Raw genomic sequence first — 26,810 nt, 5'->3', positions numbered from 1 at the left:
TGACCCGTGGTCCAGACCTTTCTATTCTCACCGCACCATGAGTGCGGCATGAGGCTCAGTCATGCCCCTGACTCCCCATACAAGGAGGCGCAGCATGCGCTTCAGACACAGAGCCGTGGCAGGATTCGCGACCCTGTTGCTCCCGCTGGCCGGCCTCGTCGGCCTGGCGAGCCCGGCCCAGGCGGCGACATCGGCCACCGCGACCTACGCCAAGACCCAGGACTGGGGCTCCGGCTTCGAGGGCAAGTGGACGGTGAAGAACACCGGCACCACCACCCTCAGCTCCTGGACCGTCGAGTGGGACTTCCCCTCCGGCACCTCGGTGACCTCCTCCTGGGACGCCGACGTCACCTCCTCCGGCACCCACTGGACGGCCAAGAACAAGTCCTGGAACGGCACCCTCGCCCCCGGCGCCTCCGTCTCCTTCGGATTCAACGGCACCGGCTCCGGCTCCCCCGCCAACTGCAGGCTCAACGGGGGCAGCTGCGACGGCGGCACCACCGAACCCGGTGACAGCGCGCCGAGCGCCCCCGGCACCCCGACCGCCTCCGGCATCACCGACACCTCGGTGAAGCTGACCTGGTCCGCCGCCACCGACGACAAGGGCGTCAAGAACTACGACGTCCTGCGCGACGGCGCCAAGGTCGCGACCGTGACGGGCACCTCGTACACGGACACCGGCCTGACCAAGGGCACGGACTACTCCTACTCCGTGCAGGCACGTGACACCGCCGACCAGACCGGCCCGGTCAGCGGCGCCGTCCGCGTCCGTACCACCGGCGGCACCACCGAGCCCCCGCCCACCGGCGACAAGGTCAAGCTCGGCTACTTCACCGAGTGGGGCGTCTACGGCCGCAACTACCACGTCAAGAACCTGGTGACGTCCGGCTCGGCGTCCAAGATCACGCACATCAACTACGCCTTCGGCAACGTCAAGAACGGCCAGTGCACGGTCGACGACACCTACGCCGCCTACGACAAGGCCTACACCGCCGACCAGTCCGTCAGCGGCACCGCCGACACCTGGGACCAGCCGCTGCGGGGCAACTTCAACCAGCTGCGCCAGCTCAAGGCGAAGTACCCGCACATCAAGGTGCTGTACTCCTTCGGCGGCTGGACCTACTCCGGCGGCTTCGGCCAGGCTGCGCAGAACGCGGCCGCGTTCGCCAAGTCCTGCAAGGCCGTCGTGGAGGACCCCCGCTGGGCCGACGTCTTCGACGGCATCGACATCGACTGGGAGTACCCGAACGCCTGCGGCCTGACCTGCGACACCTCGGGCCCGGCGGCCTTCAGGACCCTGATGCAGGCCCTGCGCGCCGAGTTCGGTTCGAACTACCTGGTCACCGCGGCCATCACCGCCGACGGCTCCGCCGGCGGCAAGATCGACGCGGCCGACTACGGCGGCGCCGCGCAGTACCTCGACTGGTACAACGTGATGACGTACGACTACTTCGGCGCCTTCGACAAGGACGGCCCGACCGCCCCGCACTCACCGCTCACCTCGTACGCCGGGATCCCGCAGGCGGGCTTCAACTCGGCCGACGCGATCGCCAAGCTGAAGTCGAAGGGCGTCCCGTCCGCCAAGCTGCTGCTCGGCATCGGCTTCTACGGCCGCGGCTGGACCGGCGTCACCCAGGCCGCCCCCGGCGGCTCGGCGACCGGCGCGGCGCCCGGCACCTACGAGGCCGGCATCGAGGACTACAAGATCCTGAAGAACTCCTGCCCCGCGACCGGCACCATCGCCGGGACGGCGTACGCCCACTGCGGCAACAACTGGTGGTCCTACGACACCCCGTCGACGATCGCCGGCAAGATGACCTGGGCCAAGAACCAGGGCCTGGGCGGCGCGTTCTTCTGGGAGTTCAGCGGCGACACCAGCAACGGTGAGCTGGTGACCGCCATCAACAACGGCCTCAACTAGCAGGTCTTCAAGCGACGTTGACGCTCCCCCAGACTTCGTCCGGGGGACCCCCACCCAGCGAGTGAATGTGGCTACGCCACATTCACTCGCTGACCGGGCGGGGCTGCCTCCAGCCACGCAAGGAAACCGGTCAGCGCGTCTTCGCTCATGGCCAGTTCGAGTCGCGTGCCCCGGTGCAGACAGGTGAGGATCACCGCGTCGGACAGCAGCGCCAGCTCCTCCTCGCCGTCGGGGACACGACGGCCGGCCACCTCGATCGACGCACGCTCCAGGATGCGGCGCGGACGGTAGGCGTACGAGAAGACGCGGTACCACTCGACGCGGTCGCCGTTGTAGCGGGCGACGCCGTAGCTCCAGCCCTTGCCGTTGGTGTCGGGTTTCTCCGGCACGTCCCAGCGCAGGGAACAGTCGAAGGTGCCGCCCGAGCGCTGGATGAGCCTGCGGCGCAAGCCGAAGACGAACAACCCCAGCACCACAAGGGCGACGACGATTCCGCACACAGTCAGAGCGAGGACCATCGACACCGACCTCCTCGTCTCCTAGGTAACGGAACGGAAAAAACTTCCATATCTGCCTCAGCCGCGACCGGCACCGGATTGCTCCGGTCCCAGCCGCGGCTGAGTGACGTCATCGCGTGCGCTCTCCCAGACTAAAGGGCCCGGGCGGTACCCCCAGGGGTCAGCGCGCCGTCGCCGCCCGCAGACGGACCTCCGCGCGGCGCTCGGCGGAGGCGTCGTCCGCCGACTTCGCACGCTCGAGCGCCCGCTCCGCGCGCTGGACGTCGATCTCGTCCGAAAGCTCGGCGATCTCGGCCAGCAGCGACAGCTTGTCGTCCGCGAAGGAGATGAAACCGCCGTGCACCGCGGCGATGACGGTTCCACCTTCACTCGTACGGATGGTCACCGGGCCCGACTCCAGCACACCGAGCAGCGGCTGGTGACCGGGCATGACGCCGATGTCGCCGGACGTGGTGCGCGCGACGACCAGGGTGGCCTGGCCCGACCAGACCTCACGGTCGGCGGCGACCAGCGCGACGTGCAGCTCAGCAGCCAAGGTGGCTCCTCGGGTCACCACCCGGCGGTTCTGCCGGGTGTTGGTTACAAGTCTAGTAGGCGTGGAAGAGGGGGCGGGACGAACCCCCGCCCCCTCGATCACGAGCTCAATGGCTCACGAAGACCGGTGCGTCAGGAGACGCCCAGCTCCTTCGCGTTCTTCTTGAGGTCCTCAAGACCACCGCACATGAAGAACGCCTGCTCCGGGAAGTGGTCGAACTCACCGTCGCAGATCGCGTTGAACGCGGCGATCGACTCGTCCAGCGGCACGTCCGAGCCGTCCACACCGGTGAACTGCTTGGCGACGTGCGTGTTCTGGGACAGGAAGCGCTCCACGCGGCGGGCACGCTGGACGACCAGCTTGTCCTCCTCGCTGAGCTCGTCGATGCCGAGGATCGCGATGATGTCCTGGAGGTCCTTGTACTTCTGCAGGATCCCCTTGACGCGCATGGCGCACTGGTAGTGGTCCTGCGCGATGTAGCGCGGGTCCAGGATGCGGGACGTGGAGTCCAGCGGGTCCACGGCCGGGTAGATGCCCTTCTCGGAGATCGGACGGGACAGAACCGTCGTCGCGTCGAGGTGGGCGAAGGTGGTGGCCGGGGCCGGGTCGGTCAGGTCGTCCGCGGGGACGTAGATCGCCTGCATCGAGGTGATCGAGTGACCACGGGTCGAGGTGATGCGCTCCTGGAGGAGACCCATCTCGTCGGCCAGGTTCGGCTGGTAACCCACCGCGGAGGGCATACGGCCGAGCAGGGTCGACACCTCGGAACCGGCCTGCGTGAAGCGGAAGATGTTGTCGATGAAGAACAGCACGTCCTGCTTCTGGACGTCACGGAAGTACTCGGCCATGGTCAGGCCGGCCAGCGCGACGCGCAGACGGGTGCCCGGGGGCTCGTCCATCTGACCGAAGACCAGCGCGGTCTTGTCGATGACGCCGGACTCGCTCATCTCGTCGATGAGGTCGTTGCCCTCACGGGTGCGCTCACCGACACCGGCGAACACCGACACACCGTCGTGGTTGTTGGCGACGCGGTAGATCATCTCCTGGATGAGCACCGTCTTGCCGACGCCGGCACCACCGAACAGACCGATCTTTCCACCCTTGACGTACGGGGTGAGAAGGTCGATGACCTTGACGCCGGTCTCGAACATCTCGGTCTTCGACTCGAGCTCGTCGAAGTTCGGGGCCTTGCGGTGGATGGACCAGCGCTCGCCGTCGTAGGTCTCGTCGACGTTCAGCACCTCACCGAGGGTGTTGAACACCTTGCCCTTGGTGAAGTCGCCGACGGGGACGGTGATGCCCGTGCCCGTGTCGGTGACGGCGGCCTGGCGGACCAGACCGTCGGTGGGCTGCATGGAGATGGTGCGGACCAGGCCGTCACCCAGGTGCTGGGCGACCTCCAGGGTCAGGATCTTCTTCTCGCCCGCGTTCGCCGGGTCGGCGACCTCGACGTGCAGGGCGTTGTAGATCTCCGGCATCGCGTCGACGGGGAACTCCACGTCGACGACCGGGCCGATGACCCGGGCGACGCGGCCCGTAGCCGTCGCGGTCTCAACAGTGGTGGTCATTTATCGGTCACTCCCCGCGGTCGCGTCGGCCAGGGCGCTCGCGCCACCGACGATCTCGCTGATTTCCTGGGTGATTTCGGCCTGGCGGGCCGCGTTGGCAAGACGGGAGAGCGTGTTGATCAGCTCGCCCGCGTTGTCGGTGGCCGACTTCATCGCGCGCCGCGTGGCGGCGTGCTTGGAGGCGGCCGACTGAAGCAGCGCGTTGTAGATCCGGCTCTCCACGTACCGCGGCAGCAGGGCGTCGAGGACGTCCTCCGCCGAGGGCTCGAAGTCGTACAGCGGAAGGATCTCGCCCTTGGCGGGCGTTTCCTCCGCGACCTCTTCGAGGCTGAGCGGCAGCAGACGCGAGTCCATCGCCTGCTGGGTCATCATCGAGACGAACTCGGTGTAGACGATGTGGAGCTCGTCCACGCCGCCCTCAGCCGTGTCCTTCTCGATGGCCTCGATCAGCGGGGCCGCGACCTTCTTGGCGTCCGCGTACGTGGGCTCGTCGGTGAAGCCGCTCCACGACTCCGCGATCTTGCGCTCACGGAAGTTGTAGTGGGCGACACCGCGCCGGCCGACGATGTAGACGTCGACCTGCCTGCCCTCGCGCTCCAGGCGCTCGGTCAGCTGCTCCGCCGCCTTGATGGCGTTGGAGTTGAAGGCGCCGGCAAGGCCACGGTCGCTCGTGAGGAGCAGCACCGCGGACCGCGTGACCGTCTCGGCCTGCGTGGTCAGCGGGTGCTTGGTGTTCGAGCCGGTACCGACCGCCGTGACCGCGCGGGTGAGCTCGGTCGCGTACGGCATGGAGGCCGCCACCTTGCGCTGCGCCTTGACGACGCGCGAGGCGGCGATCATCTCCATCGCCTTCGTGATCTTCTTGGTCGCGGTGACGGATCGGATGCGACGCTTGTAGACCCGGAGCTGGGCTCCCATGAGTCAGGTCCCTTCCTTACGTCACTTGGAGGCGTTGGTCGCCTTCGGAGCGGCCGGCGCCTCTTCGCCGAGCAGCTTGCCGTCCGCGGTCTCGAACTGCTTCTTGAACTCCGCGATGGCGTCGGCGACGGCGGTCAGGGTGTCGTCCGACATCTTGCCGCCCTCCTTGATGGAGGTCATGAGGCCCTGCTCCTTGCGGTGCAGGTACTCCAGGAGCTCCTTCTCGAAGCGGCGGATGTCGGCGACCGGCACGTCGTCCATCTTGCCGGTGGTGCCGGCCCACACCGAGACGACCTGGTCCTCGGTCGACATCGGCTCGTACTGGGCCTGCTTCAGCAGCTCGACCATGCGCTGACCGCGCTCCAGCTGCGCCTTCGACGCGGCGTCCAGGTCGGAACCGAAGGCGGCGAACGCCTCCAGCTCACGGAACTGGGCGAGGTCCACGCGCAGACGGCCGGAGACCTGCTTCATCGCCTTGTGCTGCGCGGAACCACCGACTCGGGAGACGGAGATACCGACGTTCAGCGCGGGGCGCTGACCGGCGTTGAACAGGTCCGACTCCAGGAAGCACTGGCCGTCGGTGATGGAGATGACGTTGGTCGGAATGAACGCCGAGACGTCGTTGGCCTTGGTCTCGACGATCGGCAGACCGGTCATCGAGCCGGCGCCCATCTCGTCGGAGAGCTTGGCGCAGCGCTCCAGCAGACGGGAGTGCAGGTAGAAGACGTCACCCGGGTAGGCCTCACGGCCCGGCGGGCGGCGCAGCAGCAGGGACACGGCGCGGTAGGCGTCGGCCTGCTTCGACAGGTCGTCGAAGATGATCAGGACGTGCTTGCCCTCGTACATCCACTGCTGACCGATGGCCGAGCCGGTGTACGGCGCCAGGTACTTGAAGCCGGCCGGGTCGGACGCCGGGGCGGCGACGATGGTCGTGTACTCCAGAGCACCGTTCTCCTCCAGCGCGCGGCGGACCGACGCGATGGTGGAGCCCTTCTGGCCGATGGCGACGTAGATGCAGCGGACCTGCTTGTTCGGGTCGCCGGTGCGCCAGTTGTCGCGCTGGTTGATGATCGTGTCGACGGCAAGGGCGGTCTTGCCGGTCTGACGGTCACCGATGATCAGCTGACGCTGACCACGGCCGATCGGGGTCATCGCGTCGACGGCCTTGTAGCCGGTCTCCATCGGCTCGTGCACCGACTTGCGCTGCATGACCGTGGGGGCCTGCAGCTCAAGGGCACGACGACCGCTGGTCTCGATCTCGCCGAGGCCGTCGATCGGGTTGCCGAGCGGGTCGACGACGCGGCCGAGGTAGCCCTCGCCCACCGCGACGGAGAGAACCTCACCGGTGCGCTGCACCGGCTGCCCCTCCTCGATGCCGCTGAACTCACCGAGGACGATGGCACCGATCTCGCGCTCCTCGAGGTTGAGGGCGAGGCCGAGGGTGCCGTCCTCGAACTTCAGCAGTTCGTTGGCCATGGCCGAGGGCAGACCCTCGACCTTCGCGATGCCGTCGCCGGCAAGGGTGACCGTACCGACCTCCTCGCGCGAGGCCGCGTCCGGCTTGTACGACTGGACGAAGGTCTCCAGTGCGTCCCGGATCTCCTCCGGCCGGATCGTGAGCTCCGCCATCTGGGTTCCCTGCTCTCCTTGTTGGGCCCGAAGTTTCACTTTGGGGGTCTGGGGGCGACCCCCAGGATTCTTCTGCACGGCCCAACCAGGGCCGTCATGAGTACGTCTTGCTATTGAGTTGCTGCTCAGCTCGCCAGACGGCGGCCGGCGTCCTCGATGCGGTCCGCGAGGGAGCCGTTGATGACCTCGTCACCGACCTGCACCCGGATTCCGCCGACGACCTCGGGGTCCACGTCGAGGTTGAGGTGCATCGTGCGGCCGTAGAGCTTCGCGAGGGCGCCGCCCAGGCGTCGCTTCTGCACGTCGCTCAGCGGTACCGCCGAGGTGACGACGGCGACCATGCGCTCCCGGCGCTCGGCGGCGAGCTTGGACAGGGACTCCAGTCCCGACTCCAGGCTACGTCCACGAGGCGCGGTCACAAGACGCGTCACCAGACGCTCGGTGGTCGCCTTGGCCCGACCGCCGAGGAGGCTGCGCAACAGCTCGCTCTTGGCCGAGGTGGTGGCGGCGCGGTCGGTCAGCGCGGCGCGCAGCCCGGTGCTGGAGGAGACGATCCGGCCGAACCGGAACAGCTCGTCCTCGACGTCGTCGAGCGTGCCCGCCTTCTGCGCGGCGGTGAGGTCGGCGGTGTCCGCCAGCTCCTCCAGCGCGTCCACCAGGTCGCGGGACTGCGACCAGCGGGAGCGCACCATGCCGGCCAGCAGGTCGGCGGTCGCGCCGCTGACCTGTGCGCCGAGCAGGCGCTGGGCCAGGTCGGCCTTGGCCTCTCCGGCCTGCGCCGGGTCGGTGAGGACCCGACGCAGCGACACCTCGCGGTCGAGCAGCGCGGTGACGGCGGCCAGCTCGTCGGCGAGCTTGGCCGCGTCGACGGACGTCGAGTCCGTCAGCGCGTCGAGACGCTCACGTGCGGCTGCCAGGGCCTCGCGGCTCGCTCCGTTCATCGTCCGGCCTCGGCCTTCTCCTCGAGCTCGTCGAGGAAGCGGTCGATGACGCGGCTCTGCCGGGCGTGGTCCTCGAGGGACTCGCCGACGAGCTTGCCGGCCAGGTCGGTGGCGAGCTTGCCGACGTCCTGGCGCAGCGCGGACGCGGCGGCCTTGCGGTCGGCCTCGATCTGGGCGTGACCGGCGGCGACGATCTCCTCGCGCTGCCGCTGGCCCTCGGCCCGCATCTCGGCGATGAGCGCGGCACCCTGCTCCTGCGCCTCCTGGCGCAGACGCGCGGCCTCGTGCCGGGCCTCGGCGAGCTGGGCCTTGTACTGCTCGAGGACGCTCTGGGCCTCGACCTGAGCGGCCTCAGCCTTCTCGATTCCGCCTTCGATCGCCTCGCGGCGCTCCTCCAGAACCTTGTTGATGTTCGGAAGCAGCTTCTTCCAGAAGAAGAAGAACACGATGGCGAAGGCGATGGTGCCGACGAGCAGCTCGGGGCCCGGAGGAACGAGCGGGTTCTGCTCCTCCTCGGCCGCCAGCTGTACCAGGTTGGCGATCACATCAGTGCCTTTCGTTGAAAGGTTTGCTCGTCAGGGTTCGTCAGTTGTAGACGAACGGCATGACGATGCCGATGAGGGCGAGCGCCTCACAGAAGGCGAAGCCGAGGATCTGGTTGGCACGGATCAGGCCGGCGGCCTCGGGCTGACGGGCGAGCGCCTGGGTGCCGTTACCGAAGATGATGCCGACGCCGACGCCGGGGCCGATGGCGGCGAGGCCGTAGCCGATGGAACCGATGTTGCCTTCGACGGCGGCGAGGGTCTCAAGGGCAGCCATGCTGATTCTTCCTTCTCTTTCATGGACCGGCGGGGGTTGGCCACCGGACGTTCTTGGGGGGTGGTGCGGCGGGGCTCAGTGGTGCTCGGCCAGAGCGCCCTGGATGTACGAGCAGGCCAGCAGGACGAACACGTATGCCTGGACGGCCTGCACGAAGAGCTCGAAGAGGATCATGACGACCGTCATGACGAAGGAGACACCGGCCGCCGGGATCATCCAGCTGTTCAGCAGGTACCAGGAGGCGACGGTGAACATCACCAGCATCAGGTGCCCGGCGAACATGTTGGCGAACAGTCGCACCGCGTGCGTGAACGGCCGCACCAGCAGGTTCGAGAAGAACTCGATGACCATCACGAGGGGCAGGACCGGGCCCAGCGACTTGTCGTAGCCCGTGACGTTCTTGAAGAAGCCGATGAAGCCGTGCTTCTTGAAGGTCAGCGAGACCCAGACGACGTAGACGATGAGCGCCAGAACCATCGGGAAGGCGATGATCGAGGACACCGGGAACTGGGCCAGCGGGATCACGGACCAGATGTTCATGATCCAGATGAAGAAGAAGAGCGAGACCATCAGCGGGACGTACTTCTCGCCCTCCCGCTTGCCGAGGGTCTCGTAGACGATGCCGCGGCGCACGAAGTCGTAACCCGCCTCGCCGACCATCTGCAGCTTGCCGGGAACCACCTTGGCCTTGCCGAAGGCCGCCCAGAAGAAGGTGATGACGAGCAGGGTCGTGATGAGCGCGAGCAGCATCACCTTGTTGAACTCAAACCCGCCGACCGTGGCGATCGGCTTGAAGAGGAACGAGTGCAGGCCCGGAGCCGGGAAGCCGCAGCCGTTGTCGGACATGATCCGACAGCTCCAGTCAAAGGCGAGCTGGGTCTGGTCAGCACTCACCACGGGCTCCTTCGGCGTGACGCATGGGTACGGCAACCTCGTTGTGTCGGCGCGGCGCGCAGCCGCGGTTCGGCACGGGACTGGTGTTACGGATATGGGGGCGGCTGTGGGGCATCTCGCCTCGCGAATGAGCAGGCGTCAGCTCAGATGCCCGCGCCCGCGATGCCGCAGTTGGCACCGGACGATAGCAGGATCTCTTGAGTGGCTTTATCCCGGCCCTACCTCTCACGACGAGGGCCCCGTCTTTTCGGGCTTGTCACCCTTCGAGGAGGTGCCCGAATCGGGTTCGACGTAGAGGATCTTGGCCTTCATGTGGGCGCGCGTCTGCGCGGCGATCCACACGAGCGTGCCGACCACGAGCGTGATCGCGAAGGCCCGGGGGTTGAACAGCGTCGTGTTCTTGAAGACGGAAAGGAAGACGAACAGCAGCAGGATCTGAGCCGCGTAGAGCATCAGGCCCATCGCCTGGAACAGGTGCGGAAGCGATTTGGCAATGCGCTGCAGAACGTAGAGACCGATTCCCATGAACAGGATCACGACCAGCGTCGCGACGACCGCCCCGATCGCACCTTTGCCACCGGCGACCACACCGCTGACGACGGCTGCGACAGCGCCGGCGGCGGCTGTGGGCACAGCGGCCTGGAGCAGGGTCCGGGCGTCATTGGACGGCATGGCGGCAACTCCGCTTTCACGGTGGGGGCAGGGTGTCGTCATGGACGAGCGTAGTCCCGGGCTGAGAGAGAACCTCACGCCGGTGGACCGTCGCACTACGGTCCTTCGGCTCTATCCGGGGGTTCTCGTGAACCGTATCACAAACTATTTGATGAGGTCTTTACCTGAAGGGTGTGCCAGCCGTCACACATGAGAGTGACGGCGCGCGTATGTGCAGAATCACGGCCTATTTGTCTGGTATTGCACCGCTTCGTTCACCCATGGCTTGGCAATGCTCTAGTCAGATTCTTACCTTGAGCCCTGGGGGCGGCCCGTTCTCACCTCGACGCGGTCAGCGTGACGTCCCGGCCTTGCGCCGGTCCATCAGCCGCGAACGGGCGCCGATCGCGGTCGCTCCGTTGACGTGGGAGACCCCGGCGGACACCGCAGGGCGCGGCTGCTCCTCCGCGTCGGCCCGCCCCTCGGCGCCCGCCACCTGCGGCGTGGTGGCCGCGGGCTCGGCGACCGCCCCGCGGCGGCGGTAGCGCGGCGGCACGAACGCCTCCGCCCAACGGGGGGTGCGCGGCGTGAAGCGCGGGAGCAGCAGCAGGACCAGGCCGATGGCGCTGAGGAAGACCACGCCGAGCACGATCCACATGGACGCCGAGTTGACGGAGTAGGCGAGTGCGCCGAAGGCGATCAGCGCCGACCAGAAGTACATGATCAGCACCGCGCGGCTGTGCGAGTGCCCGATCTCCAGCAGGCGGTGGTGCAGATGGCCGCGGTCGGCGGCGAACGGGGACTGGCCGCGCCAGGTACGGCGGACGATCGCCAGCACCAGGTCGGCGGCCGGGATCGCGATGATCGTGAGCGGCAGCAGCAGCGGAATGTAGACCGGGACCGTCTGGTGCACGGCCGCCTTCTCGGAGCCGGCGAACAGCTTCAGCGCGTCCGGGTCGACCTGGCCGGTGATGGAGATGGCGCCCGCGGCGAGCACCAGGCCGATCAGCATCGAACCGGAGTCGCCCATGAAGATCCGCGCCGGGTGCATGTTGTGCGGCAGGAAGCCCAGGCACATGCCCATCAGGATCGCCGCGAACAGCGTGGCCGGGGCGGCGGCCTCGATGCCGTAGGAGACCCAGACCCGGTAGGCGTAGAGGAAGAACGCGGCCGATGCGATGCAGACCATGCCGGCCGCGAGGCCGTCCAGGCCGTCGACGAAGTTCACCGCGTTGATGGTGATGACGACCAGTGCGACCGTCAGCAGGGTGCCCTGCCACTGGGTCAGCGCCACGTTGCCGAGGCCCGGGATGGGCAGCCACAGGATCGTCAGACCCTGCATGACCATCACGCCGGCGGCGATCATCTGGCCGCCCAGCTTGATCAGGGCGTCGATCTCGAACTTGTCGTCGAGGACGCCGATCAGCCAGATGAGCGCCGCTCCGGAGAGCAGCGCCCGCGGTTCGTTGGACCTCTCGAAGACCGCGCTGAGGTTGGTGAGGTGGTCGGCGACCAGCAGACCCGCGCACAGGCCGAAGAACATCGCGATCCCGCCGAGCCGCGGAGTGGGTTCCCGGTGCACGTCGCGTGCCCGGATCTCCGGCATCGCTCCGGCCACGATCGCGAACTTCCGCACCGGCCCTGTCAGCAGATACGTCACCGCGGCCGTGATGCAGAGCGTCAGCAGGTATTCACGCACGGGCTTCCCCACAAGTCTCGCCGGCCATCTCAGCCCCACACCCTAGCGACGGACACGTACGCGACGCATATGTGTGGGGACTACCGGGTAGCGACGATGGTTGCACGTGTGGCTGTGTGCCCAGGTGCGTCTACCCCGCCTCAACCGGGATACGGCGGAAATCTACCGGCCAGCTCCCGCACTTCTTCACGTGCCTTCTGAGTCTCGGTCTCCTCCCGCAGCACGCTCGCCAGCAGCTCGGCGATCCGCGCCATCTCCTCCTCCCCCATGCCCTGGGTGGTCACGGCCGCCGTCCCCAGACGCAGGCCGCGGGCGTCGCCGTGCGGCAGGGCGCAGCAGTCCAGCACCATCCCGGCCGCCGCGAGGCGCCCTCGCGCGTCGCGGCCGTCGACACCGAGGGGCGCCGGATCGGCGGTGATGAGGTGGGTGTCGGTGCCGCCCGTGGTGACGCCCAGCCCCTCGGCCGCGAGGCAGGCCGCGAGCGCCCGCGCGTTGGCGACCACCTGATTGGCGTACGCCGTGAACGCCGGCGTCGCCGCCTCACCGAACGCGACGGCCTTGGCGGCGATGGTGTGCATCTGGGCGCCGCCCTGGGTGAAGGGGAAGACGGCGCGGTCGACGCGCTCGGCGAGGTCCGCACCGCACAGCAGCATGCCGCCGCGCGGTCCTCTGAGCACCTTGTGGGTGGTGGCGCACACCACATCGGCGTACGGCACCGGACTCGGGGCCGCTCCCCCGGCCACGAGCCCCATGGGGTGGGCGGCATCGGCGATGAGATACGCGCCCACCTCGTCCGCGATGTCGCGGAAGAGGGCGTAGTCGATGTGGCGGGGGTAGGCGATGGACCCGCACACCAGGGCCTTGGGACGGTGGTTGCGTGCCAGCGTCCGCACCTGTTCGTAGTCGATGAGCCCGGTCTCGGCGTCCACCCCGTACCCGACGAAGTCGAACCAGCGGCCGGAGAAGTTGGCGGGTGAGCCGTGGGTGAGGTGTCCGCCGTACGGCAGCCCGAGGGCGAGGACGGTGTCACCGGGCCGCAGCAGGGCGGCGTACGCGGCCAGGACGGCCGAAGACCCCGAGTGGGACTGCACGTTGGCGTGTTCGGCGCCGAACAGCAGCTTGGCGCGCTCCACGGCGAGCCGCTCGGCGACGTCCACCATCTCGCATCCGCCGTGGTACCGGCTGCCCGGGTACCCCTCGGCGTACTTGTTGGCCAGCTGCGAGCCGAGGGCCGCCAGCACGGCCGGCGAGGTGAAGTTCTCGGCGGCGATGAGCTGCAGCGTCGTCGACTGCCGCGCCAGCTCGCCGAGCAGGATGTCCGCCAGCTGCGGATCCTGCCGGCGCAGGACGTCGGCCTCGATGGCATGGGTGACCGTCATGGTGGGCTCCGGACGTGCGTCGACGGTGACGTACGTCCAATGTAGGCCCGGGACGACGGGGACGCCCGGCTGTTACGCCCTCGCGGGTACGCCGGTCAGGGCGGTCACCACCGGATCCAGCGCCTCGTGTATCTCGTCGCCCACCGACCGGAAGAACGTCAGCGGTGCCCCGTACGGGTCGTAGACCTCGTCCGCCTCCACCGTCGGCGCCAGAAGCCACCCGCGTAGAGCGGCCGCCGCACGCACCAGGGCACGTGCCCGCTGGACCACGCCGTCCTCCAGGGGAGGCAGCGTCGCGGGGTCTATCGCCTTCACCAGGCGGGTGAACTCCTTCAGGGTGAAGGTGCGCAGGCCCGCCGAGTGCCCCATGGAGATGACCTGGGCGCGGTGGTCGCGGGTGGCCGTCAGGACCAGGTCGGCCATGATGACGTGCTCGTCGAGGAGCTCGCGGCCGACGAAGCCGGAGGCGTCGGCGCCGAAGTCGGCGAGGACGGTCTCCGCGTTGGCCTCCATGGGCGCGCCCTCGTGGCCCCAGGTGCCCGCGCTCTCCACGATCAGCCCGCCGCCCAGTACGCCGAGCCGCTGCGTCACGAAATGACGGGTCAGCCGCTCGGTGATCGGCGAGCGGCAGACGTTTCCGGTGCTGACGTGGAGGATGCGGAAGCTGTCGCGCGGAAGCCCGACGAAGGTGGTCGTGATCTCCGCGGCACGTTCCCCGCTGCCTATGCCACGCCCCGCCTCGGGGGCTGTCAATTCGCCACCTCGAGGTCGGGTACGACCTTGCGCAGCTCGTCCGCCGAGATGGCGCCGGCGCGCAGCAGGAGCGGGACCTCCCGGGAGACGTCGACGATCGAGGAGGGCACGTTGCCGGGGGTCGGGCCGCCGTCCAGGTAGACGGAGACCGAGTCGCCGAGCATCTCCTGCGCGGCGTCGCAGTCCTCGGGGGCGGGGTGGCCGGTCAGGTTCGCCGAGGACACGGCCATCGGGCCGACCTCGGTGAGCAGCTCGATGGCGACCGGGTGCAGCGGCATGCGCACGGCAACCGTGCCCCGGGTGTCGCCCAGGTCCCACTGCAGGGACGGCTGGTGCTTGGCGACCAGCGTCAGCGCGCCCGGCCAGAACGCGTCGACCAGTTCCCAGGCCGGCTCGGAGAAGTCGGTGACGAGACCGTGGAGCGTGTTCGGGGAGCCGATCAGCACCGGGGTGGGCATGGAGCGGCCCCGTCCCTTGGCCTCCAGCAGATCGCCCACGGCCTCCTTGGAGAACGCGTCGGCGCCGATGCCGTACACCGTGTCGGTCGGGAGGACCACCAGCTCGCCACGGCGGACGGCGGACGCTGCCTCACGCAGACCCGTCGTGCGGTCGGTCGCGTCGTTGGTGTCGTATCGCCGTGCCATCTCTAGCGGGCCTCCTCGTACACGAAGTACACGTACTGCGGGACTGAAGTGCGGGGGGTGGTCACGGCAGCGCCTTGCGGGCGGTCGCGAACCTCGGTCGGTTGTTGAGGTCGGGGTGGTCGGCCGCGTCGGCCCAGCCCCGCTCCTCGGTGAAGATCCACGGCACCTGGCCGCCCTGGGTGTCGGCGTGCTCGATGACGACGACACCGCCGGGACGCAGCAGACGGTGCGCGGTCCGTTCCAGACCGCGGATGAGGTCGAGGCCGTCCTCCCCTGAGAACAGGGCGAGTTCGGGATCGTAGTCCCGCGCCTCGGGAGCGACGTACTCCCATTCGGTCAGCGGGATGTAGGGCGGGTTGGAGATCACCAGGTCGACCTGGCCGTCCAGGTCGGGGAACGCGTCCAGGGCGTTGCCCTGCCGCAGGTCGACCCTGGACCCCTCGACGTTCTTGCGGGTCCACCGCAGGGCGTCCTCCGACAGTTCCACGGCATGTACGCGTGAGCGCGGGACCTCCTGGGCCAGGGCCAGCGCGATGGCGCCGGAGCCCGTGCACAGGTCGACGATGCAGGGCTCGACGACGTCCATCGCGCGCACGGCGTCTATGGCCCACCCGACGACCGACTCGGTCTCGGGGCGGGGCACGAACACACCCGGTCCGACTTGGAGTTCGAGATAGCGGAAGTAGGCCCGCCCGGTGATGTGCTGCAGCGGCTCGCGCTGCTCACGCCGGGCGATGACCTCCCAGTACCGGGCGTCGAAGTCCGCGTCCTTCACGGAGTGCAGCTCGCCCCGCTTCACGCCGTGCACGAACGCGGCGAGTTCCTCCGCGTCGGTGCGCGGCGAGGGCACGCCGGCGTCGGCCAGCCGCTGGGTGGCCTGTGCCACCTCCGCGAGCAGCACGCTGCGGGGGCTTTGGGGTCGCCCCCCAAAAGATTGCTGCACGCATTCCTCCGTGTCGTACTCGTACGTGCGTACGTCCCTTACGTCCGCGTCCCTACGCGGCTGCCAGCTTCGCCGCCGAGTCCGCGTCGACACAGGCCTGGATGACCGCGTCGAGGTCGCCGTCCAGGACCTGGTCCAGGTTGTACGCCTTGAAGCCCACGCGGTGGTCCGAGATGCGGTTCTCCGGGAAGTTGTAGGTGCGGATCTTCTCGGAGCGGTCGACCGTGCGCACCTGGCTGCGGCGGGCGTCGGCGGCCTCCTTCTCGGCCTCCTCCTGCGCCGCGGCGAGCAGCCTGGAGCGCAGGATACGCATCGCCTGCTCCTTGTTCTGCAGCTGGCTCTTCTCGTTCTGGCAGGAGGCGACGACTCCGGTCGGAATGTGCGTGATGCGCACGGCGGAGTCGGTGGTGTTGACGGACTGGCCACCCGGGCCGGACGACCGGTACACGTCGATACGCAGGTCGTTCGGGTTGATCTCGACGTCGATCTCCTCGGCCTCGGGCGTGACCAGCACACCGGCCGCGGAGGTGTGGATACGGCCCTGGGACTCGGTCGCCGGCACCCGCTGCACGCGGTGCACACCGCCCTCGTACTTCAGTCGCGCCCACACGCCCTGTCCGGGCTCCGTCGCTCCCTGGCCGCCCTTCGTCTTCACCGCGACCTGGACGTCCTTGTAGCCGCCGAGCTCGGACTCGGTGGAGTCGATGATCTCGGTCTTCCAGCCGACGCGCTCGGCGTAGCGCAGGTACATGCGCAGCAGGTCGCCCGCGAAGAGCGCGGACTCGTCGCCGCCTGCGCCCGCCTTGATCTCCAGGATGACGTCCTTGTCGTCACTCGGGTCACGCGGGACGAGCAGGAAGCGGAGCTTCTCCGTCAGCTCCTCGCGCTGCTTCTCCAGCTCCTTGACCTCGGCGGCGAACTCCGGGTCGTCGGCGCCGAGTTCCCGGGCCGTCTCGATGTCGTCGCCGGTCTGCTTCCAGGAGCGGTACGTGGCGACGATCGGGGTGAGCTCGGCGTAGCGCTTGTTCAGCTTGCGCGCGTTCGCCTGGTCGGCGTGGACCGACGGGTCGGCGAGCTTCTTCTCCAGGTCGGCGTGCTCAGCGACCAGGTCCTCGACGGCCTCGAACATCTTGGGGCTCCTGTGGGGTTACGACTGTGAAGGGCAGGCGACCAAAAACGCCGGTCCCGGCACGCCTGTGGAAGGGCGCGGCCGTGGACCGGCGAATTGGAGCTCGCTACTTCTTGGAGCCGGCAGCAGCCTTGCCGAAGCGGGCCTCGAAGCGGGCCACGCGGCCACCGGTGTCGAGGATCTTCTGCTTGCCCGTGTAGAACGGGTGGCACTCGGAGCAGACCTCGGCGCGGATGGTGCCGCTGGAGATCGTGCTGCGGGTGGTGAACGACGCGCCACAGGTGCAGCTGACCTGCGTCTCGACGTACTCGGGGTGGATGTCGCGCTTCAAGGTGTCTCCTAGTTTCGGGAGGGCGCCGGGTCGCAGCCCGCGGGATGCGGGAGCGTGAACCGGAGCCGACGTACCAGTCTGCCAGGACTGGGGCCATCCCCCAAAACCGGGGGTACGCGCTGTGTATTCCCTGCGGGCCCGGCGGGGGCTCGGCACGCGGTGCCCCGCCCCCTAGGACGGCGTCACCACACCCTTGGCGGCACCGGTGGCGGTGCCCTTCGTGGCCGCCGCGGGGATCGGCCTGTCGTGCTTCAGCGCGTCCCACACCAGCTGGGACTTCGTCTTCTCCACGAGGACCCGGTTGGGGTCGGCCGGGTCGTACCGGACCGGCATTGTGATCATGCTCATGTTCTTGGAGCTGATGCCCTTCAGGCCGCCCGCGAAAGACATGAGCTTGTCGACCGAGCCGAGATCGGAGTCGGTGGTCACGGCGTTCGTGGCGGTGTCGGCCAGGTCGTACAGCTTCTTGGGGTTGCCGAACAGGTCGATGTCCTTGACCTGGTTGATCAACGCCTTGATGAAGGCCTGCTGGAGCTGGATACGCCCGAGGTCGGAGCCGTCGCCGACGCCGTGCCGGGTGCGGACCAGGCCGAGGGCCTGCTTGCCGGTGAGCCGGTGGGGGCCGGCCTTGAGGTCGAGGTGGCTGTCGGGGTCGTTGATGTCCTTGGTGGTGGTGACCTCGACGCCGCCGAGTTCGTCGATGAGCTTCTGGAAGCCGGAGAAGTCGACCTCCAGGTAGTGGTCCATGCGGATACCGGTGAGGGACTCGACGGTCTTCACCGTGCAGGCGGCGCCGCCTGTGGTGTACGACTCGTTGAACATCACTCCGGACGCTGCGGCGTGCGTGTCGCCCTGGGTGTCGGTGCACTTGGGGCGGTCGACCAGGGTGTCGCGCGGGACGGAGACCACACTGGCCTTCTTGCGGCCCTCGTGGACGTGCACGATCATCGCGGTGTCCGAGCGGGCGCTGCCGTCGTCGGCGCCGCCGCCGAGCGCCTTGTTGCCGCCGGAGCGGGTGTCCGAGCCGAGGACGAGGATGTTCTCCGAGCCGTTGTCGACCTTCTCGGGCCGCTCGGTGCCGAGGGCCTGGTCGATGTCGACGCTGCTGATGTTGCCGTTGAGTTTGAAGAACAGGTATCCGGCGCCGGTGCCGCCCAGAACCACGATCCCGGCGGCCGTCCACGCCGCGATCATCAGGCCCGTGCGCTTGTCGCGGGGCTTGCGGCGTCGGCCCTTGGCTCGGCGGCGCGGACCTCTGGTGCCGGTCTCGCCCGGTATGCCGGGCTCCGGCGTGCTCTCGGCGGACACTGTGCTCCTCGGTTCTCGTCCGGTCGGTTACCCCCTGCTTTCAGGGTCAGACGTGGCCATTCGGCCCGTACCACCCCATCGTCACCCCGTCCGGTCAGACGGGGAAACCCGGAAGAGGGTTGCATGAACGACCGTGCCCACCGCCTGGGGAGCGGTGGGCACGAGGTGACCTCGGTGATACGGGCGGCGCCGCCCTCACCTGCGGTTTCAGCCGAAGATGTCGTACTGCCCGAAGTCGGTGCCGACGGAGATCCTTGTGGCAAAGATCTCGCTTGTGGCCTTTCCGGTCCCCTTGTACAGGTAAAGCGTGCCGCCGGGCGTACGGGCCAGGAAGTCCGCCTTGCCGTCACCGCTGATGTCGCCGACCGCGTCGAAGGCGTTGTAGCCGGCCCACTCGCGCACCTTGATGCGGCTGGAGAAGGCGCCGCTGCCGGACTTGCCGGTGCCCTTGTACAGGTAGAGGTAGCCGGTGCTGCTCGCGCGGGCGATCAGGTCGGTCTTGCCGTCACCGGTGAAGTCGCCGCGGCCGCGCAGGGAGTTGTACTGGTTCCAGCCGGAGCCGACCTGCACCCGGGTCCCGAACGTGCCGTTGCCCTTGCCCGGGTAGATCCACAGATAGCCGCCGGAGTCGACGGACAGCAGGTCGGGCAGGTAGTCGCCGGTGACGTCACCGGGCACGACGATGCGGGTGCGGGTCTTCCAGTTGTCGGCGATCTGCTGGGTCGTCCAGGTGCCGCTGGAGTGCACGTAGTGCGTCCAGAACACGTCTCCGTCGGAGCTGCGCCGGTACACCAGGTCCTGGTAGCCGTCCCGGTCCAGGTCGGTCTGCAGGACGACGTTGACGCCGTCCCAGTTGCCCCAGGACACACGCGCGGCGAAGGAGCTGCCGGCCGAGTCCTTGGAGTAACCGGTCTTCGTGGAGGAGTTGCGCACCCACAGATCGGCCTTGTGGTCACCGCTGATGTTGGTGTCGTCGACGCGCGGGTAGGCGGCGCCCACATAGCTGCTGACCTTGGCGAAGACGCTGTACGCGCCCTGGGCGACGCAGGTCTCCACACCCCAGGAGACGACCCCGACGATCCGTCCGTTCACGACGAGCGGTCCGCCGGAGTCACCGTTGCAGGCGGACGTGGTGCCGCTGTCGCTGCCGCTCGCGGGCTTGCCCGCGCAGACCATGTGGCCCTTGATGAACTCGCCGCCGTAGTACCCGGCGCAGGTGGTGTCGGACTGGACGGGCAGCGTGGCCGTCTTCAGGGTGTCCGAGATGTTCTCGCTGGTGGAGCTGGTACGCCCCCAGCCGTAGACCTTGGCGCTGGTCCCAGCCGCGTACGAGGCGGTGTCGCCGGACGTCGTCATACGGATCGGCGTCGCCTTGACGGCGTTGGCCAGCGTGACGACGGCGATGTCGTTGTCGATCGTCGTCGAGCTGTAGGACGGGTGGGACCACTGCCGGTGCGGCAGGGTGACGGTGCCGCCGTGCAGGTCGGTGCCGCCCGCCCCGTCGCTGGTCGGCAGCTGGGCGGTGCCGGTGATGACGGCGCCGTGGTTGTACCAGTCGTAGCCCTTGACACAGTGCGCGGCGGTGAGGATCTTCGTCGGCGCGACGACCGCGCCGCCGCAGAAGAACCCGAGGTCGTCGGCCTCGTCGGCGGTGCCCTGGTCGTCGTGGTACCAGAGCTGGGCCATCCAGGGCGCGGAGGAGATGGTGGTCTCGGTACCACCGATGATCATGGGACTGACGGTCGCGTCGTCCGAGGAGCCGTCGGCGCTCGCGCTGAACGACGACTTCGCGGGCGTCTTGCCCGCGGTGTCGTCCCCGGCGAGGGCACCCGCGACGCGCTGTTCCAGCTCGGCGAGCGGGACCGAGCTGGTGGCCGGCTTCACGGCGGGCTTCGGCAGCGCCGTGGCGGCCCCCGCGGACGAGCTCAGCAGGGCGGCGGCGACGGCCGCGGCGACACCGGCGGCGGCGACGGGCAGCCCGATACGGATCCGGCGTCTGTGACGACCGACGCCGGACGGAGAGGTGCTCAAGAAGGTCCCCCCAGAGACACATGAGTAGGAAGGGGCGCACGTATACACCCGTCCCTAACAGCGCCAGAAGGCCGCTCCCCGTCACTTCAGTGACGGAAAGCGGCCTTCTTGAGCGTCCGGCTCAGTCGCCGTTGCCGGGCGCCGGGGTCGTCTTCTGAATCTGCATCAGGAACTCGACGTTCGACTTCGTCTGCTTCATCTTGTCGAGCAGCAGCTCGATCGCCTGCTGCTGGTCGAGCGCGTGCAGCACCCGGCGCAGCTTCCAGACGACGGCCAGCTCCTCGTTGCCGAGCAGGATCTCTTCCTTACGGGTACCGGACGCGTCCACGTCCACCGCCGGGAAGATGCGCTTGTCGGCGAGCTTCCGGTCGAGCTTGAGCTCCATGTTGCCGGTGCCCTTGAACTCCTCGAAGATCACCTCGTCCATGCGGGACCCGGTGTCGACGAGAGCCGTCGCCAGGATGGTGAGCGAGCCACCGTCCTCGATGTTGCGCGCGGCACCGAAGAAGCGCTTCGGCGGGTACAGCGCGGTCGAGTCGACACCACCGGAGAGGATGCGGCCGGAAGCCGGGGCGGCGAGGTTGTACGCACGGCCCAGACGCGTGATCGAGTCGAGCAGCACGACGACGTCGTGACCCAGCTCCACCAGGCGCTTGGCGCGCTCGATGGCGAGCTCGGCGACCGTGGTGTGGTCCTCGGCTGGGCGGTCGAAGGTCGAGGAGATGACCTCGCCCTTGACCGACCGCTGCATGTCGGTGACCTCTTCCGGACGCTCGTCGACGAGGACGACCATCAGGTGGCACTCGGGGTTGTTGTGCGTGATCGCGTTGGCGATCGCCTGCATGATCATGGTCTTACCGGTCTTCGGCGGGGCCACGATCAGACCGCGCTGGCCCTTACCGATCGGCGACACGAGGTCGATGATGCGGGTGGTCAGCACGCCCGGGTCGGTCTCCAGGCGGAGCCGGTCCTGCGGGTACAGCGGGGTGAGCTTGTTGAACTCCGGGCGGCCGCGGCCGTGTTCGGGCGCCATGCCGTTGACGGAGTCGAGACGCACCAGCGCGTTGAACTTCTCGCGCCGCTCGCCTTCCTTGGGCTGACGGACCGCACCGGTGATGTGGTCACCCTTGCGCAGGCCGTTCTTGCGGACCTGGGCGAGGGAGACGTACACGTCGTTCGGGCCCGGCAGGTAGCCCGACGTACGGATGAAGGCGTAGTTGTCGAGGATGTCCAGGATGCCCGCGACCGGGATCAGGACGTCGTCCTCGGCGATCTGCGGCTCCTGCACCTCGTCGCGGCCACGACGGCCCCGGCGGTCGCGGTAGCGCCCGCGACGGCCGCGACGGCCGCCCTCGAAGTCGTCCCCGTCCTCGTCGGCCCGCTGCTGGCGGTCACGGTCCTGACGGCCGCCGCCCTGCTGCTGGTTCTGCTGGCCGCGCTGGCCGCCCTGGTCGTCGCCCTTGCGACGGTCGCCGCGGTCACGGTCGCCGCGGTCACGGTCCCGGCCGCGCTCACGGCGGTCGCGACGGCGGCCCTCGCCGCCGTCACCGGCCTCGCCCTTGGCGTCACCCTGCTGGTTCTGCGACTGCGCGGGCGTCTCGGCCTTCGGCTCGCTCTTGGCCTCGGCGGCGACCGTCTCGGGGGCGCCCGCCTCGGCGGTGGCGCGGCGCCGGCGGCGCTCCACCGGAGCGTCGTCTCCCCCACGCTCGATGTCGCTCGCGCGGGAGGGGCCCCCGGCCGGCTGGCCGGGAATCTCGATCTGCTGCTGGGCCACGGCCTTCTCGGCGGGGGCCTCAGCCGCCTTGTCCGCCTTCTTCTCGGCGCTCTCGCCGGTACGGGCCTTGGAGGTGGCGCGGCGCTTGGGCTTGGTCTCGGTGGCGGTGTCGGCCTTCGCGGCCGGGGCGGCGCCACCTCCTGCCTGCGCCTCCTTGATGACCTCGATCAGCTGGCTCTTGCGCATGCGCGCGGTGCCCCTGATACCGAGGCCGGATGCGACCTGCTGCAGCTCGGCCAGCACCATGCCCTCAAGGCCGGTACCGCGGCGCCGCCGGGAGCCGGCACCGGTGGCAGGCGCGGAGGCGTCCGTGGCGGGCGCGGCAGCGGTCTCCTCGACACGTGCGCCCATCAGATCGGTGGTGTCGCTCACGAAGGGTCCTTCCCTGGAGCGGACGTCGGCCTGTCTGGCTCGGCGACCGGTTGTGCTGTCCGACTTCGGTCCCTGGTGTGTGGACCGTGCCGGGGCGGTGGTCCGCCAAAACGGCGGAGGAATATCTGGTGATGGCGCTTCCCAGGGCCGTGGCACGGACTGTCTGTGTCACTCGGCTCGGTCGCGCCGGTTCCGGAGCGTGCCCGGCAAGTCGCTCAGTGCCCGCGTACGAGGTACTGCCCGCGTACGACGTACGGAACACAGTGCGGCTTGGGAGGCTCCCGGAAGAATGTCTGTCCCGGACGGGGACACGAAGCACCTCGCCATGGTGGGGTCGGGTGCAGACTTGAGGTTAACACTACCGGATCCAACAAACATTCCCCCTCTCGAAATCCGGCAACCGTGTGTCAGGGCGCAAGCGGCAGCACGCTCGCTCCCCGGGCGTCCAGCTCGAGCCGGTTCGCGGCCCAGCCGTCGCCTGCCAGATGGGCGACCTTGTCGGCGCTCTCGTGGTCGGCCAGCGCCAGCACGGTGGGACCCGCGCCGGAGATGACCGCCGGGATCCCGTCCGCCCGCAGCCGCTCCACCAGCGCCGCGCTCTCCGGCATGGCGGGCGCGCGGTACTCCTGGTGGAGGCGGTCCTCGGTGGCGGGCAGCAGCAGCTCGGGGCGCCTGGTCAGGGCCTCGACGAGCAGGGCGGCACGGCCCGCGTTGGTGGCGGCGTCGACGTGCGGCACGGTGCGCGGGAGCAGCCCGCGGGCGGTCTCGGTCAGGACCGGCTTCCCGGGCACGAAAACCACCGGAACGATGGAATCGGCTGGATCCATCCTGATGGCCCGGGCGGCACCGCCCTCCATCCAGGACAGGGTGAAGCCGCCGAGCAGACAGGCGGCGACGTTGTCGGGGTGGCCCTCGATCTCGGTGGCGAGTTCCAGCAGCGCAGTGTCGTCGAGCTTGGCCTCGCCGCCTATGGTCACGGCACGCGCGGCGACGATGCCGGCGCAGATGGCAGCCGAGGAGGAGCCGAGGCCGCGGCCGTGCGGGATGCGGTTGGCGCAGACGATCTCCAGGCCGCGCGGCTGGCCGCCCAGCAGGTCGAAGGCGGTGCGCAGGGACCGTACGAGAAGGTGCTTCTCGTCGCGCGGCAGCGTCTCGCTGCCCTCACCCGCGATGTCGATGTGCAGCCCGGAGTCGGCCACCCGGACGACGACGTCGTCGTAGAGCCCCAGCGACAGGCCGAGGGCGTCGAAGCCCGGGCCGAGGTTGGCGCTGGTGGCGGGGACGCGCACCCGGACGGCGGCGGCGCGGAACGCTGGACCGGCCATCGCTCGATGACTCTCCTTGAGCTGCGTGATTGGCGTGATTGTCGAAGACATTCGATGACCTACGACGGACCCTGGGGCCGCGTCCGACCGCGAGGCCGGCGGCGTGCCCCTGCCGCTTCCGGGCCGCGGAGACGGCGCGGCACCGCGCCCCATGCGGAGGCATATGCGGCGGGCGGGTTCGGTACAGCCTATCGAAGGTGGGTTCTGTGGCGACATAGGGCGCACAGGAGGCGCACGATGCGTGTCGTAAGCCCCCTGTGCACCCCCCGTAAGGAAGTTCCCCAGGTAAGCGCCCTCTTACTCGCGTACGCGAGTCTTCTGCGACCGGGCGTGTGCCGCTTACACCAGCCCGAGCCGCTCGGCCGCCGTCGCCGCGTCGACCGGGACGGTGACGGGCTGCGGGGCGCCGGCGACGGCCCAGTCGGGGTCCTTGAGGCCGTTGCCGGTGACGGTGCAGACGATGCGCTGGCCCGGGTCGACCTTGCCCTGCTCCGCGGCCTTCAGCAGACCGGCGACGGACGCGGCGGAGGCGGGCTCGACGAAGACGCCCTCCTGCGCGGCCAACAGCCGGTAGGCGCGCAGGATTTCACGGTCCGTCACCTCGTCGATGAACCCGCCGGACTCGTCCCGCGCGGCCAGGGCGAACTGCCAGGACGCGGGGTTGCCGATGCGAATCGCGGTGGCGATGGTCGACGGGTCCTTGACGACCTCACCGCGCACGATGGGCGCGGAGCCGGAGGCCTGGAAACCCCACATGCGCGGCGTGCGCGTGGCGGCACCGTCGGCGGCGTACTCCTTGTACCCCTTCCAGTACGCGGTGATGTTGCCCGCGTTGCCCACCGGAAGGACGTGGATGTCAGGCGCGTCGCCGAGCATGTCCACGATCTCGAAGGCGGCCGTCTTCTGCCCCTCGATACGCACCGGGTTGACCGAATTGACCAGCGCCACCGGGTAGTTCTCACTGAGGGCGCGCGCGAGCGTGAGGCAGTCGTCGAAGTTTCCGTCGACCTGCAGGATCTTCGCGCCGTGCACGAGCGCCTGGCCCATCTTGCCGAGCGCGATCTTGCCCTGCGGGACGAGAACGGCCGACACCATGCCCGCGCGGACGGCGTACGCGGCGGCCGACGCCGACGTGTTGCCGGTGGAGGCGCAGATGACGGCCTTGGCCCCCTCCTCCTTGGCCCGCGTGATCGCCATGGTCATACCGCGGTCCTTGAAGGACCCGGTCGGGTTCGCACCCTCCACCTTGAGGTGGACCTCGCAGCCCGTGCGCTCGGAGAGCACCTGCGCGGGCACGAGGGGCGTGCCGCCCTCGCGGAGCGTCACGACCGGCGTGGTGTCGGAGACGGGCAGCCGGTCCCGGTACTCCTCGATGATTCCGCGCCACTGGTGGGTCATTGCTGGTTACTCTCCTTCAACCCGCATGATGCTGGCGACACCCCGCACGGTGTCGAGCTTGCGCAACGCCTCGACGGTGCCGCCGAGGGCCGCGTCGGACGCACGGTGGGTGACGACGACGAGGGAGGCCTCGCCGACGCCGTCTTGTCGTCCTTGCTGCCGCACCGTATCGATGGACACCCCGTGCTCGGCGAACACGGTCGCCACCTGGGCGAGAACGCCCGGTTTGTCGGCCACGTCGAGGCTGATGTGGTACCGCGTGACGACCTCACCCATGCCCGAGACGGGCAGAGCGGCGTACGCCGACTCGCCGGGCCCGGTGGCCCCGCTGAGCCGGTTGCGGCAGACGGCGACGAGGTCGCCGAGCACGGCCGAGGCGGTCGGGGCGCCGCCCGCGCCGGGGCCGTAGAACATGAGCTGCCCGGAGGCGTCGGACTCCACGAACACGGCGTTGTACGCGCCGCGCACCGAGGCCAGCGGGTGGGTCAGCGGGATCATCGCGGGATGCACGCGCGCGGTGACGGACGCCCCGTCCCCGGCCCGCTCGCAGATGGCGAGCAGCTTGATGGTGCAGCCCATCTCCTTCGCGGAGGCGAAGTCGGCCGCGGTCACCTCGGTCATGCCCTCGCGGTAGACGTCGTCGAGGCGCACGCGCGTGTGGAAGGCGATGCCGGCGAGGATGGCGGCCTTGGCGGCGGCGTCGAACCCCTCGACGTCGGCGGTCGGGTCGGCTTCCGCGTATCCCAGGGCGGTGGCCTCGTCGAGGGCCTCCTGGTACCCGGCCCCGGTCGAGTCCATCTTGTCGAGGATGAAGTTGGTCGTCCCGTTGACGATCCCCAGCACCCGGTTGACCTTGTCGCCGGCGAGGGACTCGCGCAGCGGGCGGATCAGCGGGATGGCACCGGCGACGGCGGCCTCGTAGTAGAGGTCGCGGCCGTGCTGCTCGGCCGCGGCGTGCAGGGCGGCGCCGTCCTGGGCGAGGAGCGCCTTGTTGGCGGAGACGACCGAGGCGCCGTGCTCGAAGGCGGTGGTGATGAGGGCGCGGGCGGGCTCGATGCCCCCGATGACCTCGACCACGACGTCGATGTCGCCGCGTTTGACGAGCGCGGTGGCGTCGGTGGTGACGAGATCCGGGTCGATGCCCTCACGGACCTTCGAGGGCCGCCGTACGGCCACTCCCGCGAGCTCGACGGGCGCTCCGATCCGCGCGGCGAGGTCGTCGGCGTGCGTCGTCATGATGCGCGCCACCTCTGAGCCGACCACTCCACAGCCCAGCAGCGCCACCTTCAGCGGACGCGTACGCATCATCCGACCTCGTTTCCTCATACCG

Annotated in this window: 24 protein-coding genes; 1 reads left to right on the top strand and 23 read right to left on the bottom strand. The window is 69.1% G+C overall.

What is annotated here, in order from left to right; genetic code table 11:
* The first annotated feature begins 94 nt into the window (after positions 1-94).
* On the top strand, positions 95-1,921 hold the full coding sequence (locus ACWCPI_RS22250) for a glycosyl hydrolase family 18 protein (protein WP_451039732.1): 1,827 nt from the start codon (positions 95-97) through the stop codon (positions 1,919-1,921).
* Between the two features lie 71 nt (positions 1,922-1,992).
* Here the strand turns inward: ACWCPI_RS22250 and ACWCPI_RS22245 are convergent, their stop codons facing one another.
* The 23 genes from ACWCPI_RS22245 to ACWCPI_RS22135 all read right to left on the bottom strand — a co-directional run bounded on the left by ACWCPI_RS22245 (position 1,993) and on the right by ACWCPI_RS22135 (position 26,785).
* Complete coding sequence (locus tag ACWCPI_RS22245) at positions 1,993-2,439, bottom strand: DUF2550 domain-containing protein (RefSeq protein ID WP_451039731.1); 447 nt, start codon at positions 2,437-2,439, stop codon at positions 1,993-1,995.
* A gap of 160 nt (positions 2,440-2,599) precedes the next feature.
* Entirely contained in the window at positions 2,600-2,974 is a 375-nt protein-coding gene (locus ACWCPI_RS22240; RefSeq protein WP_037886622.1) for a F0F1 ATP synthase subunit epsilon, read from the bottom strand.
* Between the two features lie 131 nt (positions 2,975-3,105).
* Positions 3,106-4,542, bottom strand: coding sequence for a F0F1 ATP synthase subunit beta (gene atpD / locus ACWCPI_RS22235; protein ID WP_388801525.1), 1,437 nt, complete (start codon positions 4,540-4,542; stop codon positions 3,106-3,108).
* Positions 4,543-5,460, bottom strand: a complete 918-nt coding sequence (locus ACWCPI_RS22230) for a F0F1 ATP synthase subunit gamma (RefSeq protein WP_451039730.1) — start codon at positions 5,458-5,460, stop codon at positions 4,543-4,545.
* A gap of 21 nt (positions 5,461-5,481) precedes the next feature.
* Positions 5,482-7,089, bottom strand: coding sequence for a F0F1 ATP synthase subunit alpha (gene atpA / locus ACWCPI_RS22225; protein ID WP_451039729.1), 1,608 nt, complete (start codon positions 7,087-7,089; stop codon positions 5,482-5,484).
* 125 nt (positions 7,090-7,214) lie between these two features.
* Complete coding sequence (locus ACWCPI_RS22220; RefSeq protein WP_451039728.1) at positions 7,215-8,030, bottom strand: F0F1 ATP synthase subunit delta; 816 nt, start codon at positions 8,028-8,030, stop codon at positions 7,215-7,217.
* The gene (locus ACWCPI_RS22215) at positions 8,027-8,575 is read right to left on the bottom strand and encodes a F0F1 ATP synthase subunit B (RefSeq protein WP_451039727.1); all 549 of its coding nucleotides are present in this window, start codon (positions 8,573-8,575) and stop codon (positions 8,027-8,029) included. The genes ACWCPI_RS22220 and ACWCPI_RS22215 overlap by 4 nt, the downstream gene beginning before the upstream one ends.
* 40 nt (positions 8,576-8,615) lie before the next feature.
* Positions 8,616-8,849 carry an ATP synthase F0 subunit C gene (gene atpE, locus ACWCPI_RS22210; RefSeq protein ID WP_143636214.1) on the bottom strand — a complete coding sequence of 78 codons (234 nt, stop codon included), beginning with the start codon at positions 8,847-8,849 and terminating at the stop codon, positions 8,616-8,618.
* A 75-nt stretch (positions 8,850-8,924) separates the two neighbouring features.
* Positions 8,925-9,695 (bottom strand): F0F1 ATP synthase subunit A, encoded by a 771-nt coding sequence (gene atpB, locus ACWCPI_RS22205; protein WP_451039800.1) that lies wholly within the window; start codon positions 9,693-9,695, stop codon positions 8,925-8,927.
* 273 nt (positions 9,696-9,968) lie between these two features.
* Positions 9,969-10,415, bottom strand: coding sequence for a hypothetical protein (locus tag ACWCPI_RS22200; RefSeq protein ID WP_451039726.1), 447 nt, complete (start codon positions 10,413-10,415; stop codon positions 9,969-9,971).
* Between the two features lie 331 nt (positions 10,416-10,746).
* Positions 10,747-12,093: an MraY family glycosyltransferase gene (locus tag ACWCPI_RS22195; protein ID WP_451039725.1), complete on the bottom strand. Its 1,347-nt coding sequence runs from the start codon at positions 12,091-12,093 to the stop codon at positions 10,747-10,749.
* Positions 12,094-12,233: 140 nt separating this feature from the next.
* The gene (locus tag ACWCPI_RS22190) at positions 12,234-13,472 is read right to left on the bottom strand and encodes a serine hydroxymethyltransferase (protein ID WP_451039724.1); all 1,239 of its coding nucleotides are present in this window, start codon (positions 13,470-13,472) and stop codon (positions 12,234-12,236) included.
* A 72-nt stretch (positions 13,473-13,544) separates the two neighbouring features.
* Positions 13,545-14,225: an arsenate reductase/protein-tyrosine-phosphatase family protein gene (locus tag ACWCPI_RS22185; RefSeq protein WP_451039723.1), complete on the bottom strand. Its 681-nt coding sequence runs from the start codon at positions 14,223-14,225 to the stop codon at positions 13,545-13,547.
* Positions 14,222-14,869, bottom strand: a complete 648-nt coding sequence (locus ACWCPI_RS22180) for an L-threonylcarbamoyladenylate synthase (RefSeq protein WP_451039722.1) — start codon at positions 14,867-14,869, stop codon at positions 14,222-14,224. The genes ACWCPI_RS22185 and ACWCPI_RS22180 overlap by 4 nt, the downstream gene beginning before the upstream one ends.
* 61 nt (positions 14,870-14,930) lie before the next feature.
* On the bottom strand, positions 14,931-15,770 hold the full coding sequence (gene prmC, locus ACWCPI_RS22175) for a peptide chain release factor N(5)-glutamine methyltransferase (RefSeq protein WP_388801553.1): 840 nt from the start codon (positions 15,768-15,770) through the stop codon (positions 14,931-14,933).
* A 94-nt stretch (positions 15,771-15,864) separates the two neighbouring features.
* Positions 15,865-16,941, bottom strand: a complete 1,077-nt coding sequence (prfA, locus tag ACWCPI_RS22170) for a peptide chain release factor 1 (RefSeq protein ID WP_451039721.1) — start codon at positions 16,939-16,941, stop codon at positions 15,865-15,867.
* 106 nt (positions 16,942-17,047) lie between these two features.
* Entirely contained in the window at positions 17,048-17,272 is a 225-nt protein-coding gene (gene rpmE / locus ACWCPI_RS22165) for a 50S ribosomal protein L31 (RefSeq protein WP_019753312.1), read from the bottom strand.
* A 171-nt stretch (positions 17,273-17,443) separates the two neighbouring features.
* Positions 17,444-18,580, bottom strand: a complete 1,137-nt coding sequence (locus tag ACWCPI_RS22160; RefSeq protein ID WP_451039720.1) for an LCP family protein — start codon at positions 18,578-18,580, stop codon at positions 17,444-17,446.
* Positions 18,581-18,787: 207 nt separating this feature from the next.
* On the bottom strand, positions 18,788-20,611 hold the full coding sequence (locus ACWCPI_RS22155; RefSeq protein WP_451039719.1) for a trypsin-like serine protease: 1,824 nt from the start codon (positions 20,609-20,611) through the stop codon (positions 18,788-18,790).
* A gap of 121 nt (positions 20,612-20,732) precedes the next feature.
* Positions 20,733-22,757, bottom strand: coding sequence for a transcription termination factor Rho (gene rho / locus ACWCPI_RS22150; RefSeq protein WP_451039718.1), 2,025 nt, complete (start codon positions 22,755-22,757; stop codon positions 20,733-20,735).
* Between the two features lie 407 nt (positions 22,758-23,164).
* Positions 23,165-24,082: a homoserine kinase gene (gene thrB, locus ACWCPI_RS22145; RefSeq protein ID WP_451039717.1), complete on the bottom strand. Its 918-nt coding sequence runs from the start codon at positions 24,080-24,082 to the stop codon at positions 23,165-23,167.
* A 339-nt stretch (positions 24,083-24,421) separates the two neighbouring features.
* Positions 24,422-25,480: a threonine synthase gene (gene thrC / locus ACWCPI_RS22140; RefSeq protein ID WP_451039716.1), complete on the bottom strand. Its 1,059-nt coding sequence runs from the start codon at positions 25,478-25,480 to the stop codon at positions 24,422-24,424.
* Between the two features lie 6 nt (positions 25,481-25,486).
* Positions 25,487-26,785, bottom strand: a complete 1,299-nt coding sequence (locus ACWCPI_RS22135; RefSeq protein ID WP_451039799.1) for a homoserine dehydrogenase — start codon at positions 26,783-26,785, stop codon at positions 25,487-25,489.
* Positions 26,786-26,810 lie beyond the last annotated feature (25 nt).

This window comes from Streptomyces sp. NPDC001920, assembly GCF_053594495.1.
This window is presented reverse-complemented; position numbering and strand designations above follow the sequence as displayed.